16 protein-coding genes and 1 pseudogene are annotated in these 18501 nt (G+C 43.9%); 10 read left to right on the top strand and 7 right to left on the bottom strand.

Annotation, left to right across the window (positions count from 1 at the left end; genetic code table 11):
• Window positions 1–288: 288 nt before the first annotated feature.
• Both GKR48_RS09385 and maeA read left to right on the top strand, forming a co-directional pair.
• Window positions 289–1353: pseudogene (locus tag GKR48_RS09385) on the top strand (lyase family protein).
• A gap of 41 nt (window positions 1354–1394) precedes the next feature.
• A complete protein-coding gene (gene maeA / locus GKR48_RS09380) occupies window positions 1395–2594 on the top strand; it encodes an oxaloacetate-decarboxylating malate dehydrogenase (RefSeq protein ID WP_230088633.1) in 1200 nt (399 codons plus the stop codon).
• A gap of 132 nt (window positions 2595–2726) precedes the next feature.
• Here maeA and hybG read toward each other — a convergent pair whose 3' ends face one another.
• Genes hybG through hydN form a run of 3 tightly spaced genes read right to left on the bottom strand, consistent with a single transcriptional unit; the run spans window position 2727 to window position 3918 of the window.
• Complete coding sequence (hybG, locus tag GKR48_RS09375; protein WP_154627889.1) at window positions 2727–2999, bottom strand: hydrogenase maturation factor HybG; 273 nt, start codon at window positions 2997–2999, stop codon at window positions 2727–2729.
• Between the two features lie 18 nt (window positions 3000–3017).
• Entirely contained in the window at window positions 3018–3359 is a 342-nt protein-coding gene (hypA, locus tag GKR48_RS09370; protein WP_154627888.1) for a hydrogenase maturation nickel metallochaperone HypA, read from the bottom strand.
• Between the two features lie 10 nt (window positions 3360–3369).
• Window positions 3370–3918: an electron transport protein HydN gene (gene hydN, locus GKR48_RS09365; protein WP_132496486.1), complete on the bottom strand. Its 549-nt coding sequence runs from the start codon at window positions 3916–3918 to the stop codon at window positions 3370–3372.
• A 510-nt stretch (window positions 3919–4428) separates the two neighbouring features.
• Between hydN and GKR48_RS09360 the strand changes: the two genes are divergently transcribed.
• Window positions 4429–6024 (top strand): sigma 54-interacting transcriptional regulator, encoded by a 1596-nt coding sequence (locus GKR48_RS09360; protein ID WP_336431139.1) that lies wholly within the window; start codon window positions 4429–4431, stop codon window positions 6022–6024.
• A 436-nt stretch (window positions 6025–6460) separates the two neighbouring features.
• Here GKR48_RS09360 and fdhF read toward each other — a convergent pair whose 3' ends face one another.
• Window positions 6461–8608, bottom strand: coding sequence for a formate dehydrogenase subunit alpha (fdhF, locus tag GKR48_RS09355; protein WP_154627887.1), 2148 nt, complete (start codon window positions 8606–8608; stop codon window positions 6461–6463).
• Between the two features lie 305 nt (window positions 8609–8913).
• Here fdhF and GKR48_RS09350 point away from each other — a divergent pair, with 305 nt between their 5' ends.
• From GKR48_RS09350 to GKR48_RS09335, 4 genes are all read left to right on the top strand, one after another.
• Window positions 8914–10632 (top strand): lysophospholipid acyltransferase family protein, encoded by a 1719-nt coding sequence (locus GKR48_RS09350; RefSeq protein WP_154627886.1) that lies wholly within the window; start codon window positions 8914–8916, stop codon window positions 10630–10632.
• A 171-nt stretch (window positions 10633–10803) separates the two neighbouring features.
• Window positions 10804–11556, top strand: a complete 753-nt coding sequence (locus tag GKR48_RS09345) for an ABC transporter ATP-binding protein (protein ID WP_154627885.1) — start codon at window positions 10804–10806, stop codon at window positions 11554–11556.
• Between the two features lie 47 nt (window positions 11557–11603).
• A complete protein-coding gene (locus GKR48_RS09340; RefSeq protein WP_442959366.1) occupies window positions 11604–12551 on the top strand; it encodes an ABC transporter substrate-binding protein in 948 nt (315 codons plus the stop codon).
• 63 nt (window positions 12552–12614) lie between these two features.
• The gene (locus GKR48_RS09335; RefSeq protein ID WP_154627908.1) at window positions 12615–14267 is read left to right on the top strand and encodes an ABC transporter permease; all 1653 of its coding nucleotides are present in this window, start codon (window positions 12615–12617) and stop codon (window positions 14265–14267) included.
• Window positions 14268–14309: 42 nt separating this feature from the next.
• Here the strand turns inward: GKR48_RS09335 and GKR48_RS09330 are convergent, their stop codons facing one another.
• Window positions 14310–14786, bottom strand: a complete 477-nt coding sequence (locus GKR48_RS09330; RefSeq protein ID WP_154627884.1) for a carboxymuconolactone decarboxylase family protein — start codon at window positions 14784–14786, stop codon at window positions 14310–14312.
• 58 nt (window positions 14787–14844) lie between these two features.
• Between GKR48_RS09330 and GKR48_RS09325 the strand changes: the two genes are divergently transcribed.
• From GKR48_RS09325 to GKR48_RS09315, 3 genes are all read left to right on the top strand, one after another.
• The gene (locus tag GKR48_RS09325) at window positions 14845–15330 is read left to right on the top strand and encodes a MarR family winged helix-turn-helix transcriptional regulator (protein WP_154627883.1); all 486 of its coding nucleotides are present in this window, start codon (window positions 14845–14847) and stop codon (window positions 15328–15330) included.
• A gap of 40 nt (window positions 15331–15370) precedes the next feature.
• The gene (locus GKR48_RS09320; RefSeq protein WP_154627882.1) at window positions 15371–15754 is read left to right on the top strand and encodes a VOC family protein; all 384 of its coding nucleotides are present in this window, start codon (window positions 15371–15373) and stop codon (window positions 15752–15754) included.
• 88 nt (window positions 15755–15842) lie between these two features.
• On the top strand, window positions 15843–16403 hold the full coding sequence (locus tag GKR48_RS09315; protein ID WP_154627881.1) for a DUF6630 family protein: 561 nt from the start codon (window positions 15843–15845) through the stop codon (window positions 16401–16403).
• Window positions 16404–16453: 50 nt separating this feature from the next.
• On the opposite strand, the gene GKR48_RS18155 is transcribed toward GKR48_RS09315, so the two are convergent.
• Window positions 16454–18079 (bottom strand): YadA-like family protein, encoded by a 1626-nt coding sequence (locus GKR48_RS18155; protein ID WP_154627880.1) that lies wholly within the window; start codon window positions 18077–18079, stop codon window positions 16454–16456.
• Window positions 18080–18117: 38 nt separating this feature from the next.
• Entirely contained in the window at window positions 18118–18417 is a 300-nt protein-coding gene (locus GKR48_RS09305) for a hypothetical protein (RefSeq protein ID WP_195848235.1), read from the bottom strand.
• Window positions 18418–18501 lie beyond the last annotated feature (84 nt).

Raw genomic sequence — 18501 nt, 5'->3', positions numbered from 1 at the left:
ATTAAAAGATAAGATAAGATTGATAATACATTATATTGTTTTTAATATTATTTTGAAACTTTAGTTTTTATATTATTTCTGGATGAGATAGACAGTCTGTTTGCGATAATTATATTTTATAAAAAATCGTAAGGTAATTTATTTTTTATATTTTAAACTGTGTTTTTGTTATCTTGATAGCTTAAATATCTTATTTGAACGTATGTTTGGTATTTGATGTTTAATTAATTTTTTTAACTTAGTATAGGAATTGCTCATATGTTTTATATTTAAAATGGAGTTATTGTAATGACTGATTATATTCTAAATAAGAGCATCCCTATTGGTATTAATGAAACAGGCACCCGTGAAGAATTCGATAGCATGGGAAAAGTAAATGTTCCTGCAAATCGTTATTGGGGGGGCACAGACTCAACGTTCATTACAGCACTTTAATATTGGCGATGACTTAATGCCAAAATCGGTTTACCACGCGTATGGCTATGTAAAAAAAGCCTGTGCATTGGTTAACTGCGAAGCAGGTCGTTTACCTGAATGGAAAAAAGAAGCGATCGTTATCGCAGCGGATGAAACTATTCAGGGTCAATTAGATGAACACTATCCGCTTTATGTATGGCAAACGGGCTCTGGTACACAATCTAATATGAATGTGAATGAGGTTATTTCTAACCGCGCAATTCAATTATTAGGTGGCTCATTAGGAACTCAATTACCCGTTGGACCCAATGATGATGTCAACATGGGCCAGTCTTCCAATGATACATTCCCTACTGCAATGCACATGCCGCTATTCGTGGATTAGCTGTCGCACTTATCAAAATTGCGAATGATATGCGCTGGTTAGCTTCGGGCCCCCGTTGTGGTTTCAGCGAGTTAATACTGCCATCGAATGAGCCTGGTTCATCTATCATGCCGGGTAAAGTGAATCCGACTCAATGTGAAGCGATGGTCATGATTGGTATTCAGGTTATGGGTAACGATGCGGCGATTGCGATATCGGGTAGCCAAGGTAACTTTGAATTAAATGCGATGAGACCGGTAATTATTAATAACCTCCTGCATTCCATTCGTATTATTTCTGATGGCTACCGTAAATTTATGGAATATTCCGTAGAAGGCACTGAATTAAATAATACGAAAATAACCGAGTATGTGGACAATAGTGTCATGTTAGTCACGGCATTATCCCCAATTATTGGTTATCAAAATGCCGCACATATTGCTGAAAATGCAATAGCGAAAAATATCACACTAAAAGAATCCGCAATCGCTTCTGGGAAAATAAGTGAAGAAGATTTTAATAAATATGTCAATCCGATTGATATGACAGGAAATGGTCTATCTGGCGCGTAGTTTCCCCAAAATTATAATATTTAAATTAAAAGGTATTAATTATGTATAATCGTCAAGCTAAAGTTGTTGTGGAAAATAACATTCGTAAAATAAAAACGACGGCAAGAGGATATGAAGTATTACGCGATCCATCATTAAATAAAGGAACGGCTTTTACTGAAGAAGAACGAAAAGCGCTGGACTTAAATGGTATTCTTCCTCCTGTTGTCACTGAGTATATGGAAACACAATTAAACCGTGCTTGTCACGCTTACCGTGGATGCCATTCTGATTTAGATAAACATATTTACATGTGGCGTTTGCACGATAATAACGTGACATTATTTTATGCATTATTACAACGTCATATGCTGGAAATGCTGCCAGTCGTTTATGACCCAGTTGTCGGCGATGCCATTGAAAACTATAGCGAGATTATTACTCGTCCTCGCGGGATCTTCCTCAGTATTAATGAACCTGAATTAATCGAAGAAAAGCTGCGTGCATTCGGTGCTGAAGGTGGTGATATTCGACTGATTGTGACCACTGACGCAGAAGAAATTTTAGGCATCGGAGACTGGGGTTCTAATGGTATCGATATTTCAGTCGGTAAGCTGGCTGTTTATACTGCCGCAGCGGGCGTAGATCCTCACAGTGTTATTCCTGTTGTTCTCGATGTCGGGACTAACAATGAAAAACTGTTAAATGACCCATCCTATGTGGGTAATCGTCATGAGCGTATTCAAGGCAAAGTCTATGACGATTTTGTTGATGCTTATGTCAAAGCGGCAAGAAAGCTATTTCCAAATGCTGTTATGCACTGGGAAGATTTCGGTTCAACAAATGCGCGTCGCATTTTGGATAAATACAGAGCGAATTTCGCGACATTTAACGATGATGTGCAAGGCACGGGTGCCATTGTATTGTCGGGCTTATTGAATGCGGTGAAATTAAGTAAAACGCCTTGGAGTGAGCAAAAAGTGGTTATCTTTGGTGCAGGAACTGCGGGCTGTGGTATTGCAGACCAAATTCGTGACCAAATGATCCGCAGTGGTCTGTCTCGTGAAGAAGCCATTTCTCTCATTTGGTTAATTGACTTGCCGGGACTACTGACCACCGACATGGTAGATAGCTTACTGTATTTCCAAAAAGATTATGCGAAAAACAGCCAAGATGTTGCCAATTATCCAAGAAAGATTGTTGATGTTTCTGTTGAAGCACAATCTTGGTGGCCGGTTTATGTGCCAGTTGAAGCTATCTAATTACAGAGTGTGATTGATAGTTTGATTGAGTAAAACGGTAATTAATGAAACCTGACACAAAAGTGTGTCAGGTTTTTTGATGCGTAAAAAGGTGTGAAATACAAAAAGCAGTGGGGGAATAAACACGTGCTATCACGCGTTTCCTCTCAAAAAATACCCTACATCTTCCTCAACTTCTTCCATTGCCATTAACGCTTCTAAGGTATCTTTAGCTTCTTTTTCATCGAGAATACTCATGGCGAAACCGACGTGAACTAATACCCATTTACCGACCATACTCTCGGTATCCCCTTCACAGACAAGGGCAATATTCACTTCACGCTGGACACCACAAACATCCACTTGGGCGCTATCCATGGGGGTTTGGCCAACGGCAACCACTTGACCGGGAATACCTAAACACATAACTGGCTCCTAAACGGGTTATTCAATTTCAATCTGCTTCACTTGCATGGCGCTAGCGTTGTCGACAATTAAATTTTGGCTGCCGCAGTGGGGGCATCCTTCACCAAATTGGGTTATTTGTACCTGATGCTGACAATCTCGGCATTGTGCTTGGGCAGGGGAAATCACAATATGTAATTCGGCACCTTGGGCGAGGGTATTACGGCAAATAATATCGAAACAAAAATGCACGGCGGATTCCTCTACACAAGATACGGCGCTGAGTTCTAACCACACACCTGTCACCCGCCGAGCATGGTTGCGTTTAGCGTGCTGTTCAATAATCTCAAATGCGCTTTGGCATAAGGCAACTTCATGCATTTGTCATTCCTTAAGACAAAATATCCGCTGGATTTTCAAAGGCAGCGCGACGGCGGCGTTCTTTGATAATTTCATCCATTTTATTTCTGTCGACGATCATTAAGGCTTCTGTAGGACAGACTTCTACGCAAGCAGGCCCACCTTCACGGGTATGGCATAAGTCGCATTTATGCGCCTCAGCACGATACTGTGGAATGGTATTGAGTGCCGTGGTGTGCTGAGCTACGGGACGGCTAATCACTTCCATGGTGCCGTAAGGGCAAGCGATAACACAGGTTTTGCAACCAATGCATTTAGATTGGTCTACGTACACGAAATCATCTTTACGACTGATGGCGCCATTAGGGCACACATTGGCGCAGGGGGCGTCTTCACACTGGCGGCACACCACCGCTGTGCTGACGGTATAGCCTTTTAGCACATGAATACGTGGAAAAAATTCATCCTTCACAACTGTGGCAATCCCTGTTTCTTGCTCTTGGTGGGAGACCACACAAGCCACTTCACAGGTGTGACAGCCAATGCACTTTTTTGGGTCTGCAATGATGAAACGGTTCATCATATTCTCCTGAATGATCGTAAACGGGCATGGGATCCGGTCTATTCCAATTGCCTCGTCTTATGCTGACAATACTCAGAGATAAGCATGGATCGTGCCAAATTCGTTAAATAAATTAATTCAATAAAATCATTCGGTTACTTATTCTCGGATAATCACGAAAAAATAGAGATTTCATATTCGACACAGTTTTCGACATTATTGTCGAGAGGCATGAAATCGGTATTAAGCGGATATTGGGTTAAATCAACCAATATCTAAAATAGGTGAATGGATCAAACTTAAATCAGACTTCGATATTATTTTTTCAAATAATGACTACAATATTAGTATTAAATCAAAAACAGCAATCGCATTAATCACAGTATTAAACTTTTTTATTTTTATTATGGATAAATAAGTCGTTTATAAATGAAAATTTAAAACTTTAACTAATTCTCATTATTGTTAGTCATCGAAGTAATTAAATGGCTTAGCAATGCAGCGAATTAGGGCGAGATTGGAGATTTTGTGAGCATATCCGAAACCACCGAACAAATTCGTCATGAACGTGACCAATTCAGGATCCTTGTGGACATCACTAACTCAGTACTTTCTCATCTTGAAATGGATGGGTTAGTGGCTGAAGTTTCGCGAGAAATTTACCGATTTTTTGGTATTAGTCAAATTAGCGTTGCTCTTTGTGATAATGTCAGTTCAGCGGTTTATCTTTGTTATTCAAGCCATTATCAACGCTCAAAACCCGTTAAAAAAAGCCAGTATCATCTTAATGAACTGCATGCGGATCTCACTCAAGTCTTAGAGAGCAACAAACCGCTGCGCTTAACGCTCGATAGTCAAACGCAAGATCCTCTGTATCAAAATTTGTGTGCAGAAGGGATGACGGAAACCTTATTATTGCCGTTGGCATTCAATCATAAGCCATTGGGTGTTTTGGTGTTATCCCATGAAGATGACCATATTTTCACCGAAGATAACTGCAATTTATTGAAACAAGTCGCGGCGCGTTTTGCGATTGCTGTGGATAATGCCGCGGCGTATGGCGAGATCACTCGCCTCAAAGATAGCCTGAAAAATGAAAATTTATGGCTCAATGAACAGATCCAAAACACCAATAGTTTCAGTGAAATAGTCTTCCAAAGTCAGGCGATGCGTGAAGTATTGGAGCAAGTGGATTTAGTCGCTCGCAGTGATAGCACCGTGCTCATCTTGGGTGAAACGGGCACCGGTAAAGAGTTAATTGCCAGAGCCGTTCACCAACTTAGCCATCGTCACCAACGCTCGCTGATTAAAATGAACTGTGCGGCAATTCCAACAGGTTTACTGGAAAGTGACCTGTTTGGGCATGATAAAGGCGCATTTACAGGCGCGATGAGCACCCATATTGGTCGCTTTGAAATGGCGGATAAAAGCACGCTGTTTTTAGATGAAATTGGTGATATGCCATTGGATTTACAACCAAAATTATTGCGTGTTTTGCAAGAGCGTGAGATTGAGCGCATTGGTGGCAATAAAGTTATCCCTGTGGATGTGCGCCTTGTAGCGGCGACCAATCGCAACTTAAAATCGATGACGGAAGACCGAGAGTTCCGTGAAGATCTCTATTATCGTTTGAATGTATTCCCGATTGTGATCCCGCCATTGCGTGACCGACCAGAAGATATTCCGCTGCTTGCGACCTATTTCACCAAGAAAATGGCGCAGCGTATGAACCGTAAAATTGAGTGTATTCCTCGCGATGCACTCGCGCAGTTATCACTGTATCCATGGCCGGGAAATGTGCGAGAGCTGGAAAATGTGATTGAACGCGCGGTCATTTTAACCCGTGGAAATACGCTGAATATTCAACTGCATGAGCTAAATATCCCAAAACCATCTCGTATTAAAGAAGCTCTGAATAAGCCCAGTTCATTAGAGCGGAAAATGCAGACGGATGCGCCAGAGAGCGATGATGAAGAGCGAAACCGCATTATTGAAGCGCTGAAAGCCACCAATGGGGTGGTTGCAGGGGCGAGAGGGGCGGCAGCTCGTTTAGGGTTGAAGCGTACGACGTTGCTTTCAAGGATGCAGAGATTGGGAATCAACGTTCAAGACCTTTTCCAATAATCTCGTCATACTTCACGCTGTGGCGTTGTTGGCTTACCTTGCTAACCTTCGTCACATACTTAATCTCGTCATACTTCACGCTGTGGCGTTGTTGGCTATCCTTACTAACCCTAGTCACATACTTATGTATGCTCCTAGGGCTTAGCTGCGTCTGCCGCCTAGCCACAACGCGAATTATTTAGAGATTGGTAGAAAGGAATAAAGATAAAAGAAAAACCTTTTAAATAATGAAAATAAAGGATGTTAATTATTTTGTTGGAAGGTTATTTTTTTATTAAATAGTTTTTAATGGCGATTAATGTTTTATTTTAATCGCTTGTTGAATGGCGATGTTTATTATCGTTATGTGATTTTTAATATCGGTAGCTTTTAATATAATTTGCACTGTAGATTTGCTTTATATACGCATTCCTACAGTGCAAAGTGTCAAAATAAACTATAAGCCTTCAGCTGCCTCACGTAAGCGACGCTTGATACCCGTATACTCCTGAACCACATAATGCTCGGCTTGATGTTGATCCGCGATAGGCTCAACTCGCACCGCACAATATTTGTATTCTGGTGTTTTGGTTATCGGGCTTAAGTTTTCGGCGACCAGCTCATTACAAGCACCAATCCACCACTGATACGTCATATATACGGCGCCTTTATTTGGGCGGTCGCTGATATTGGCGCGAGTGATGACTTTACCTTGTCGTGAACAGACCCAAACCAGTTCCTGATCCTTAATGCCTAACGCTTTCGCATCAGCTGTATTGATCTGAACAAAACCCGGTTCATCAGCGAGAGAGGCTAGGGCTTTACAGTTACCGGTCATAGAGCGGCAAGAGTAGTGACCCACTTCACGCACGGTGGCAAGAACCATTGGGTAATCAGCACTGACTTGGTCTATTGGTGGACGCCATTCGCAAGTAAAGAATTGACCGCGACCATTTGGTGTATCGAAATTACCACCTTCATACAGGTACTCGGTGCCTTCACTTTCTAATGTACGACATGGCCATTGAATGTATGCCAAGCCCGCCATTTTCTCGTAAGTCGCACCAAAATAAATCGGGCAAAGCTCACGCAGCTCATCCCAAATTTCTTTGGTGTTGTTGTAGTGCATTGGGTAGCCCATTGCGGTTGACATTAAACTGATGATTTCCCAGTCAGTTTTCACATCACCCACAGGCTCTACCGCTTTATAGAAGCGTTGGAAACCACGGTCAGCCGCCGTATAAACACCTTCATGTTCCCCCCAAGAAGTGGCTGGGAAAATCACGTCTGCTATTGACGCGGTTTTAGTCATAAAGATATCTTGCACGATTAACAGCTCAAGTTTGTCGAACGTGCGGCGGATAGTTGCTAAATCCGGCTCTGTTTGCAGTGGATCTTCACCCATCACATAGTGCGCTTTCAGCACGCCTTCATCGATAAAGTGAGGGACTTCGCTCAATGGAATACCATTTTCATCCGGCATTGCGTCAATGCCCCAGAATTTAGCGAATTTCTCGAGTGCCGCTTTATCCGAAACATACTGATAGCCCGGTAGCGTATTCGGTAATGCACCCATATCGCAGGCACCTTGTACGTTATTTTGACCACGTACAGGACCCACACCCACATGCGGCTTGCCAAGGTTGCCTGTCAGTAATGCCAAGCTGGTCAGAGACTGGACGGTCTCCACCCCTTGATAGAACTGAGTGACACCCATGCCCCATAAAATGGTGGCATTTTCAGCTTTAGCGTACATCCGTGCGGTTCTGCGGATATCCTCGGCTTTGATGCCGGTGATCTCTTCAACCGATTCAGGTGTGTATGGCGCGACTAATGCACGATATTCGTCGAATTTGTCGGTATGTGCCTCGATAAAGGCATGATCATACAGATTTTCCTCGATGATAACGTAGGCTAACGCATTCAATAATGCGATATTCGAACCATTTTTCAGTGGTAAGTGAATATCTGCAATACGCGCGGTTTCAATGTAACGCGGGTCGCAGACAATAATTTGTGCCCCTTTCTCTTTCGCTTTTAAAATACGGCGAGCGACAATAGGGTGTGAGTCCGCGGCGTTATAACCGAAGACAAAAATACATTTGGTATCCTCAATTTCAACAATTGAGTTGCTCATTGCGCCATTACCGACCGAACGCTGCAGACCTGCAACCGAAGGGCCGTGTCAGACACGAGCACAGCAGTCGATATTGTTACTACCGACCGCTGCACGAACAAATTTCTGCATCACGAAGTTAGCTTCGTTACCCGGACCGCGGGAAGAGCCTGTCGTCATGATGGCTTTTGGGCCATATTTTTCTTTGATGGCTAATAAACGGGAGCTTGCAAATTCAATGGCTTCCTCCCAAGAAACGACCTCTAATTTGCCACCACGCTGACGGCGGATCATCGGATTTTTTAAACGCGGCGTTAAAATTTTAGTGTCATGAATGAAGTCCCAGCCATAGTAACCTTTCAGGCAAAGCTCCCCTTCATTTGTGTGACCATTTGCGCCTTCTGCGCCAATGATCTTCCCGTTCTCCACCTTCAGGTTGATTTTACAGCCTGAGGCGCAATACGGGCAGACGGTGATGACTTTTTCCATCAACATTGCTCCTCTATTTTTGTGTAGCGGTTTCCCGCCCTTTCAAGAGAGCTAATGCAGGGTTTGTGCCAGTTTTTTTAGCGAAGACTGAATTTGTAATTGACTGAATAAAAAGAAAATATTTTTAGATGGAAAGTAAACAGAAGCTAAATGGAGAAGAAATCGTCAAAAGTGTCGAGGATTTCTCGGATAATGACGTATAGTTCTTGCATCATTTATTTCATAATCTTGTCACAAAGTGGTTATTTATTCGTCATTATTATGACTTAAATTTGCCAATAACGCGCATGTGAGAGGACTTCATTATGTTTAGTGTTGATGCTTTACTGGAAAGTGCTTTTCCGCAGCAAACACTGCCCGCTTGGAAACGGAAGTTATTAAAGCGTTTATTACATGAAAGAGATTTCCAGCAGCTTGCTGAAGATTATCCGCATTTAAAAGGGCTCGATCTTGTCGAGCAGTTTATGAATGACTTGAATGTCCGTTGCGAATTAGGCGATGGGGATTTAGAGAATATCCCAAGCCAAGGGCCGGTCTTATTTGTTGCAAATCATCCGATTGGCTCCCTTGATGGGCTCGCAATTTTACGCGCAGTAGCAACGGTTAGACCAGATGTCAAAATCGTCGCCAACCAAATGCTCAGTTACCTTGAGCCACTTCAAAGCTTATTTATTCCTGTCGATAATGTTGGCAATCGCACCAACCGCCAGCAAGTCGTCGGTATGCAATCTCATCTTGATAACCAAGGGGCCTTGGTTGTTTTCCCTGCGGGGGAAGTTTCTCGTTGGGGTACGAAAGGCGTTCGTGATTGTCATTGGCGCACAGGTTTTTTACGTTTAGCCGCCAAATCGCGTGCACCGATTGTTCCTGTGCATGTGCAAGCCCATAACAGCCTGCTGTTCTACACAACATCCTTGGTGTATAAGCCGCTATCGGCTTTGATGCTGGTGAACGAAATGTTCAAGCAGCGCAATAATCGCATCAAATTACGTATCGGCGGGCGTATCCCGTTTTCCCAATGGTATGACGGGCGAACGAATGATAATGAACTGGCAGAGCGGTTTCGTCGCCATGTGTATCTGCTAGGGAAAGGAAAGGCGGGGCTGTTTACCTGTGAAGCCCCAATCGCGTTACCTGAAGATCGCATTGAACTGAAAAAGGCTCTAGCGGCTTGCGAGCAACTAGGCGTGACTCCCGATGGTAAAATTATTTACCTCTACCAGCGCCAGCAAGAAGAGCGAACGCCGATTCTACGTGAGCTAGGACGATTGCGGGAAATCGCATTTCGTGCGGTAGGAGAAGGTTCCGGTCGACGCCGTGATCTCGATAGTTTCGATGACGATTATTACCATCTTATTTTATGGGATGAAGATGATTTAGAAGTGGTGGGCGCATATCGATTTGTGCCGACGGAGCAGCAGCTAGAGAAAAAAGGGCTAGAAGGGATCTACAGTAATAGCCTGTTTCACTATAACCAAGACATGATGCCGATTTTGGCTCAAGGGATTGAATTAGGACGCAGTTTTATTCAGCCTGCCTATTGGGGAAAACGCGGCTTAGATTATCTTTGGTTAGGTATTGGTGCATATTTAGCGAAGTATCCGCAATATCGTTATCTGTTTGGTCCAGTGTCTATCTCTGGAAGCATGCCTGTTGCCGCGCGTGACTTGCTGATTGCTTTTTATCGCCTCTATTTCTCCTCGGAGCTGGCAATGGCGCAATCCCGTAAGCCTTACCCTGCGTCACTACCACAGGTTTTAGCCCAGTTTGATGGCAATAACTACCAAGAAGATTTAGTGAAGCTAAAAAGCTTACTCAGCAATATTGGCTGCTCTATTCCGACTTTGTATAAACAGTACACTGAACTGTGTGAACCCGGCGGTGTGCAGTTTATTGATTTTGGTACTGACCCTGCGTTTAACGACTGCATCGACGGTTTGGTTTTGGTGGATTTAAGCCGTTTGAAACCACAACGTTATCAGCGCTATATCGCAGTCCATCAAGCTCAATCGACGACTGAATAAAATGATGGGAAGGGTGAGGAAACTCATCCTTTCCTATCTTATTTACTATATTAATAATCCCATCGATGCCATTCACCTTGTCATTATTCCATCATAAATTTGTCATCTCACTGACCCATTCCTTTCGTAGCATCCTCGATAACGATTAAGTCCCAAAGAGGATAACAATGTATGTTAAACGCACTCTCTTCATTGAATGGGAGTCAGGATGCCTTTCAAAAAGCTAACGCAGCGAATACGCAATTAGCCTCGCAGCATCCGATGATTTCTATTCACAAACTCTCTCAAGTTTTTGCTCATCAAACGGTGCTGGATGGGATTGATCTGACTGTCGCAAAAGGCTCTATCTTAGCGCTATTAGGCCCCTCCGGTTGCGGTAAAAGTACCTTATTGAAGCTGTTAGCTGGGTTATTACAACCAAGCTCAGGCGAGATTTTCTTGAATGAAAAGCGGGTAGCAAGTGCCCAGCGACTTGTCCCGCCAGAACAGCGCAATTTAGGTATGGTGTTTCAAGATTATGCACTTTGGCCCCACATGACCGTATTTCAGAACGTGGCTTTTCCTTTACGTATGCGCAAAGTGGCGCGTCAAGAAATAGAGGGCAGAGTAAACCAAGCCTTAGAGCGGGTTGGATTAGCCGGTTTTGCCAAGCGTAAACCTGCCGACCTTTCTGGCGGTCAGCAGCAGCGGGTGGCATTAGCCCGCGCCATTATCGCAGAACCTGAAATTTTATTGTTTGATGAACCCCTTTCTAACCTTGATGTTGCCTTACGTCGTTCTCTGTGTGATGAGATGGCGCAGCTACTTCGCACATTAGAAATTACCGCCGTTTATGTCACTCACGATCCTGCAGAAGCCCACGCATTGGCGCATCAAATCGCTCATATGCAAAACGGCAAAATCGACAGTTTGACCACCTTATGAAGAGAGACTCTGTTATGCAAAAGCTGATGTTATCAAACCATTTTTCCATGAAAGGTATCGCAATGAGTTTAGGATTATCCTGCGCACTATTTTCCGTTTCTTCTCATGCCTTGACCGTCTACACCGCGGGGCCAGGGGCGATGGCAAAACAGCTAGCCGCAGGGTATGAAAAGCAAACAGGTGTGAAAGTGGATGTTTTTCAGGCAACGACCGGTAAAGTGATGGCGCGCTTAGAAGCGGAACAGGCCAACCCGCGTGCGGATGTCTTGATTTCTGCCTCATGGGATACCGCGGTAGACCTTCAGCAAAAAGGCTGGTTACTGGCGTATGAAAGCCCAAATGCTGAAAAAGTGCCTGCGCAATTCAAAACACCATACTATGTGGCGCAAGGGATCTCCGCCTTGGGGATCGTTTGGAACAGCAAAAGCGGCACGCCGAAGCCAACGGATTGGGCCGATCTAGCGCAGCCAGTTTTTAAAGACAAAGTCACCATGCCAGATCCTGCATTGTCAGGGGCATCGTTAGACTTATTGTTGGGATTACAGAATGCGAAACCAGAAGCTGCGTGGACGCTATTCTCTGAATTAAAAGCGAATGGAATGGTGATTTCTGGCCCGAATGCGCAAGCGTTAACGCCTGTGTTGCAAGGGGCAAAAGCGGCTGTATTTGGTGCAGTCGACTATGTGGCTTACGGTAGTATCGCGGAAGGTGAATCTATCGAGGTGATTTTCCCAAGTAGCGGAACAGCCATCGCGCCACGTCCCATGATGATTTTAAATAGCAGTAAACAGCAAAATGAAGCTAAAGCTTTTGTTGATTACGTGCTCTCCCCTGAAGGTCAGAAAATCGTTGCGGATGCCTGGTTGATGCCAGCAAGAACGGACGTTGCAGGTAAGCGCCCTGATTTTTCGACGTTAAGACTGTTGCCAGAGCCGACCACTGACAGTACAGAGCGCAGCAGCGTGTTATCTCGCTTTAGCGGCATTTTCCGCTAACCGGTTTTCTCTTCTTCGCCGCTGGGTGGTATTAGCGACCCAGCAGGAGCTGATTTTCTGATGATGACACGTCGTTTATTGCCATTCTCTATCTTAATCGCCTTGGCGATTTTAGTGATTATTCCTTTGAGTTTTATTGTGTTACAAGCGCTATTTCCGCATTTTGGACAAGGGGATTTCAGCCAGATTTTCCAGCCGATTATCCATCTATTTAATGAGCCGGAACTGGCAAACTTGCTACAAAATACCTTTTTATTGGGTTTAGGCGTGGCGTTGGTGAGTGCCGTGATAGCTATTCCGTTAGGGGCTTTACGTGGTTTATTTAACCTGCCTTTTGCCCGTGTTTGGGACTTACTGTTTTTGATCCCATTTTTAATTCCGCCTTATATCGCAGGGCTTTCATGGATGTTAACCTTGCAACCGAATGGTTATTCTCAGCAACTGTTTGGCATTAGCCCCGGCAGCGCCCTATTTTCCCTTGGGGGAATGGTGGTGATTATGTCATTGAATTTATTTCCCGTTCTTTACTTCGCCGTCTCTCGCAGTATGGCGGCGACTGGCAGCCGGCTAGCGGATGTGGCACAAGTTCATGGGGCATCCGCATGGCAGGCATTTATGCGAGTGACATTGCCTCTCTCTTTGCCTTCGATTGCAGCAGGCTTATTGCTGGTTTTCACTTTGGCGATTGAAGAATTCGGCATTCCTTCGTCGATTGGCTCTCCGAATGGGATTCGGGTTCTGACAACGGATATCGAGCAGCGACTTGCCGATTGGCCGATTGATTTACCGGGAGCGGCATCACTGTCGTTGGTGTTAGCCAGTTTGGCGCTATTGGCTTATACCTTACAGCGTTCGTTAGTGTCTGGGCGCAATGTGGCGACCAATACGGGTAAAGCCGCTGCATTAGTGACTCGCTCATTAGGTATTTGGCGCATTCCTGCAGTGTGTTTGTTTTCTTTCGTGGCGCTTTGTGCGGTTGGCATGCCATTACTGGCTATGTTTGGCACAGCATTTTCCAATACGGTTTCTGGCGGATTGACGCTGGATAACCTAACACTCCGGCATTTTTCTGGGTTGTTAAATAGCCATACGGAAGCCCTCGATGCATTATTGACGAGTGTCTCTCTCGCCACGGCAACCGCGATATTAACGGGGATATTGGGCTTTTTATGTGCATGGCTGGTCGTCGCGCAGCGGATCCGTGGTGCTGCCTTGCTGGATGGGCTCTCGTTACTGCCAATCGCCATTCCGGGCATTGTGGTCGCAGTAGGGCTAATTTTGGCGTGGAATCAACCGTTTTGGCCCATCACGCCTTACCATACTTGGGGTATTTTATTGCTCGCTTATAGTTGCTTATTACTGCCTTATCCCGTGCGTTATTGCAGTGCGGCATTTACGCAAATTGGCGGCAGTTTATCCGATGCGGCACGGGTTCATGGTGCTGGGTTAATGACGTCACTGAGACTGATTTTATTTCCGTTAGTTTTACCGAGTTTAGTGGCGGCGATGATGTTGGTGTTTGCGGTGGCATCGCGAGAGTTGGTTTCTTCGCTGTTACTGGCTCCTGCGGGTATGCAAACCGTGTCGATTTTTGTTTGGCGCCAGTTTGAGCAAGGTTCCATTGGCAGCGGTATGGCGATGGCCTGTCTGGCGGTATTGATAAGTTTAACCTTGATGCTGTGCGCGCAATTTATTCAGCAGCGGTATAGCCGTTAATCAACCATCCCAAGGGTGGTATTCACCTTGGGATGCATGATGTTACAAACTCGATTTAGGAATTGGTGGCGAAAATTGCAGAGCACCCGCGATGCGGTTCCAAGCGTTAATCGCCCCAATCGCTGAGGTTAGAAACGCAATTTCGGATTCAGTAAATTCATTCTGTAGTGCTTGATAAACATCATCAGAAACATGCTGAGCAGCCATTAGCGTTAGTGATTCTGCCCAAGCGAGCGCAGCTTGTTCGCGAGGCGTATAAATACCGGCATCACGCCAAGTTGGCAAGAGATCCAATTTAGCGGCTTCAATCCCCAATTTACGGGCTAAGTTTAAGTGATATTGCAGGCAAAACGCGCAACCGTTGATTTGGGAAACGCGTATTTTCAGTAACTCAGTAAGTGGTTTTTCAAGCCCTGAATTGCTAACGGCTTTTCCCAGTTCTCCCATCGCGGCAACGACGTCAGGGGCGATTTTTTCAAACTGGTTCCAATCACTTCTTCCTATAATTTCAGGTTTCATTATGTGCTCCAAACGGATAATATAAGAACTCTGATAATAATATTCGAATTCTTACATTATGCGCAAGTCAAAAGTTAATACATCGATGATCCCTGAAATAGGGGAAGGCAAACGTGGGGAATCAGGTCATATTGGCTATTTACTGCGACAGGCTCATGCGGCTCATCGTATTCGCATGGAGCAAGTTTTGCAGGATGTGGGAGTAACGCTTCCTCAATTTTCTGTGTTGTTAATGGTTGCAGAATATCCTAAAGCCTCAGGGGCTGATTTAGCGAGGCTATCATTATTAACGCCACAGACCATGAGTGTGATTGTTAAAAATCTCGAAAAGGCGGGAATGATCTCTAAGTTGCCGCACCCTGAGCATGGACGGATCCAAATTATTGAAATAACCCAATTAGGGGAAGCATTATTACGTCAATGCAAAGGGGCTGTTAAGTCCACTGAAAATAGGTTATTAAGTGGAGTGAGTGAATCTGATGAAAAAGTGATCCGAAAATGGCTGGTGGATGTCGCCAAGCAATTTGATATCGACAAAGCTTAATACTCCCTATCTAATACTTCCTATGACGTGAGAGAAAATAATGAAATTCAAATACGCTATTTTGTATGTCGAGAATGTTGAGAAAACCCTCGATTTTTACCAACGAGCTTTTGGTTTTAAAAAATCGTTTCTCCATGAAAGTGGTGATTATGGTGAGCTGGATACTGGCAGTACAACGATTTCATTTTCTTCATTGGCGTTAATGAATCAACTAGGTAAAGGCGCGGTTGCTCCCAATCCACACGCCCCTGTTTTTGAACTTGCTTTTGAGACTGATAATGTACAAAACGCGTTGGCTCAGGCGGTTAAAGCCGGAGCTGAGTTGGTACAAGACGCGCAGGAGATGCCTTGGGGACAAACCATCGGTTATGTTCATGACCTAAATGGCTTTTTGATCGAAATTTGCACGTCAGTACAGGGTTAACTCACTATAAATATCGGAATTAGTCGATATACCGAATCACCTATTTTAGTGAAAATACAGCCAATTACGCTAAAAATAAGGAATAACGATGCAGGGCATGAACCCAGAAGCGCTCGACCATTTCAATGACATTATGCAGGTGGTTAACAAGCTGGCGAAGCTGTTAAATCCAGATTCAATCGAGAATATGGAAACGGATATCTCTTCATTTGAGGAAGAGTTAAAAGAGTCGATCAGTGAAGACGAAGAGGGGTTCGTCGAGCGTATCGAAGAGGGTGAAATTGGCTATTTAATGGCAGATCTTATTGTCAGGTCGAATATGGGAAACAGCTTTTGGATAGACTGGAAAGACAGTGAATCTGCGGTGAGTTTCTTGGAAGACGCTGTTGACGTTGAAGGGTTGGATATTCAGCTAAATTTTGCCGTTAAAGACCCTAAAAACGATTTAAGACCAGACCAAATTTTTGTTCGCGCTAATCAGCAACTACAAGCCCTTGGTTACTATTTATTGGGTCTGACTTCCGGCAATGATGCCTACCATGAGATCTTAATTCCTTCCGGTATTTTCGAACCGTTTATGGACATCATGGAACATTTCGACGTCATGGTTGAGCTGAATGACGAAGAAGTGGATTACAGCGAGTATTAATAGCAAAAAGGGGAATACAATAGGTATTCCCCTTCATATATCAACTCAAACTACCATTCAAAGTTAACTGACGCGTTATACATAGTGGAAGAACCTGTACCCGTTGATGCGGCGACGCCCCCTTTGATAGCGACATTTTCATTAATGCGATACCCCATACCGACAGCGACTGCGGATTCATCTTTATAACCCCCGACACCTGCCGTTAAGTTCATTTTCCCTACGCCATAAGGTTGGAACAAACCGGATAGTGCGGCATTTGCAGCAAAACCTTTGTCGACTTTTTTGTCTAAATCATCAATTTTGGTATTCAGGCGATTTAAACCATTTTCTGTAAATTCGCCCAACTGATTGACTCGTTCATCGGTGTAGGTATTCGCAGATTTTAAGGTTTCGGCATTACCGCGTTTCATTTGCGCTAAATTGACGGCATCGCTGTCATTTTTCGCATCGGCAATACCGGAAAGTTGTTTATCACCAAAATTGATGGATTTGACGCTTTTTGCCTTATCACTGAGATTGATGCTTTCACCATCACGGCTCATTTTCAGCGTTCCGGCATCTCCCATTTCTGAGGATAAACGCGCAATTTCGCTACCTTGTTTATCTAACGTAGCCGTATTTTTCTGAATATCGTTAGTGTTTTTACTGATGGCGCTATCATGCTCAGCCAGTTTTTCCGTATTCGCCTTAATATCCTGTTTACTCTGAGCAATTTCCTTATCGTGCTCGTTTAGACGGTTGGTGTTTTCCTTAATATCTTGGCTATTCTGGTTAAGCATTTTGTCATGCTGCGTCAGTTTATCGGTATTGGCTTGGATATCTTTGGTATTTTGTGTAATCGCCGTATCGTATTGCGCTATTTTGTCGCTATTTTCTTGAATTTTTTGCGTGTTTTGAGCCACATTTTGGTTGGTGGAATGCAATTGGCTACCATTGACCGCTTCTGTAGAGTCCGCTGCTACTCGGCCTGCCGATACGCCGCTTAATGTCCGGTTGTTAAATTCAAATACACGGGCGCTATCAGCTTTGTTGTTCAACACTATTTTCTGGTTGTCTGCACTTAATTGCACCAATCCTAACGAGCCAGAATCAATGTTTTTGGTGATGGTGGTAATCGCGTTTTTATTTTCTGCGATATCCTGAGTATTTTGGCTGATAGCGTTTGTATTCTTGGTAATATTGTCAGTGTTGGTTTTCACTGTTTGATTGGTGGCATGGAGCTGGCTACCATTCACCGCTTCGGTGGAGTCTGCACTTAATTTACCCGCTTTCACACCGTTCAGGGTTTTATTTCCGATATTAAACGCTTTGGCATCTTTGGCTTTGTCACTGAGGATCACTTCTTCACCGTTAGCCGACAACTGAACGAGGCCTAAGGTGCCGGATTCTAAATTGGTGGAAATATCTTTCAGCGCATCACCTTGTTTGGAGATGTCTTGGGTATTTTTATCGATAGCGGTTTTGTTATCGGCAATGTCGGTGGTGTTCTTATCAATCGCGGTTTTGTTATCGGCGATATCGGTCGTGTTCTTGGCGACTAATGCATTAGTTTCATTTAATTGGCTGACATTAACGGCATCGTTATTTTCTGTACCTTTATCAATGCCCGTTAATTTACGATCGCCATTTAAGCCGGTGAAGCTAACTATTTTTCCAAGTTTATCACTGGCCACAGTAATAAGGTTATTGGCACTGTTAATTTTAACAAGACCTATTTCCCATTATTAATCTGGGTTATTTTATTATTTACGGTAGTTATTTGATTGTTAGCATCGGTTTTATTATCACTGATTTGCTTAGTTAAATCTGTTTTTGCTGTATTTAATACATTATTCGTATCAATTAAGTCTTGAGTATTTTTAGCAACATTCGCATTGGTGGTGGATAGTTGTTTAAAGTTAACTGCGTCATTATCTGCACTACCCGCATCAATATTGGTGATCTTACGTTTTATTGTATCGTTACCAAAGGAGACTTCATTAACATTTGAAGGCCACGGAAGAACGACCAATCGCGACACCATTATTTTCAGCAACCGCACTGCGCCCAACGCTGGTACTTAAGTTATTTGCGATGGTTGCAACTCCCACCGCAG

Source organism: Providencia sp. wls1943 (assembly GCF_009706275.1).
Taxonomy (GTDB): Bacteria; Pseudomonadota; Gammaproteobacteria; order Enterobacterales; family Enterobacteriaceae; genus Providencia; species Providencia zhijiangensis.
Note: the sequence above shows the minus strand (reverse complement) of the source record. Positions and strands in the feature narration are given on the sequence as shown.

Excerpts from the sequence above, each read along its gene's own strand:
- GKR48_RS09320 (WP_154627882.1), top strand. The coding sequence starts at position 15,371 with ATGAAATTCAAATACGCTATTTTGTATGTCGAGAATGTTGAGAAAACC.
- GKR48_RS09325 (WP_154627883.1), top strand. The coding sequence starts at position 14,845 with ATGCGCAAGTCAAAAGTTAATACATCGATGATCCCTGAAATAGGGGAA.
- hydN (WP_132496486.1), bottom strand. The coding sequence starts at position 3,918 with ATGAACCGTTTCATCATTGCAGACCCAAAAAAGTGCATTGGCTGTCAC.
- GKR48_RS09330 (WP_154627884.1), bottom strand. The coding sequence starts at position 14,786 with ATGAAACCTGAAATTATAGGAAGAAGTGATTGGAACCAGTTTGAAAAA.
- GKR48_RS09335 (WP_154627908.1), top strand. The coding sequence starts at position 12,615 with ATGACACGTCGTTTATTGCCATTCTCTATCTTAATCGCCTTGGCGATT.
- GKR48_RS09345 (WP_154627885.1), top strand. The coding sequence starts at position 10,804 with ATGTTAAACGCACTCTCTTCATTGAATGGGAGTCAGGATGCCTTTCAA.
- GKR48_RS09340 (WP_442959366.1), top strand. The coding sequence starts at position 11,604 with ATGAAAGGTATCGCAATGAGTTTAGGATTATCCTGCGCACTATTTTCC.
- GKR48_RS09315 (WP_154627881.1), top strand. The coding sequence starts at position 15,843 with ATGCAGGGCATGAACCCAGAAGCGCTCGACCATTTCAATGACATTATG.
- hybG (WP_154627889.1), bottom strand. The coding sequence starts at position 2,999 with ATGTGTTTAGGTATTCCCGGTCAAGTGGTTGCCGTTGGCCAAACCCCC.
- hypA (WP_154627888.1), bottom strand. The coding sequence starts at position 3,359 with ATGCATGAAGTTGCCTTATGCCAAAGCGCATTTGAGATTATTGAACAG.
- GKR48_RS09350 (WP_154627886.1), top strand. The coding sequence starts at position 8,914 with ATGTTTAGTGTTGATGCTTTACTGGAAAGTGCTTTTCCGCAGCAAACA.
- maeA (WP_230088633.1), top strand. The coding sequence starts at position 1,395 with ATGTATAATCGTCAAGCTAAAGTTGTTGTGGAAAATAACATTCGTAAA.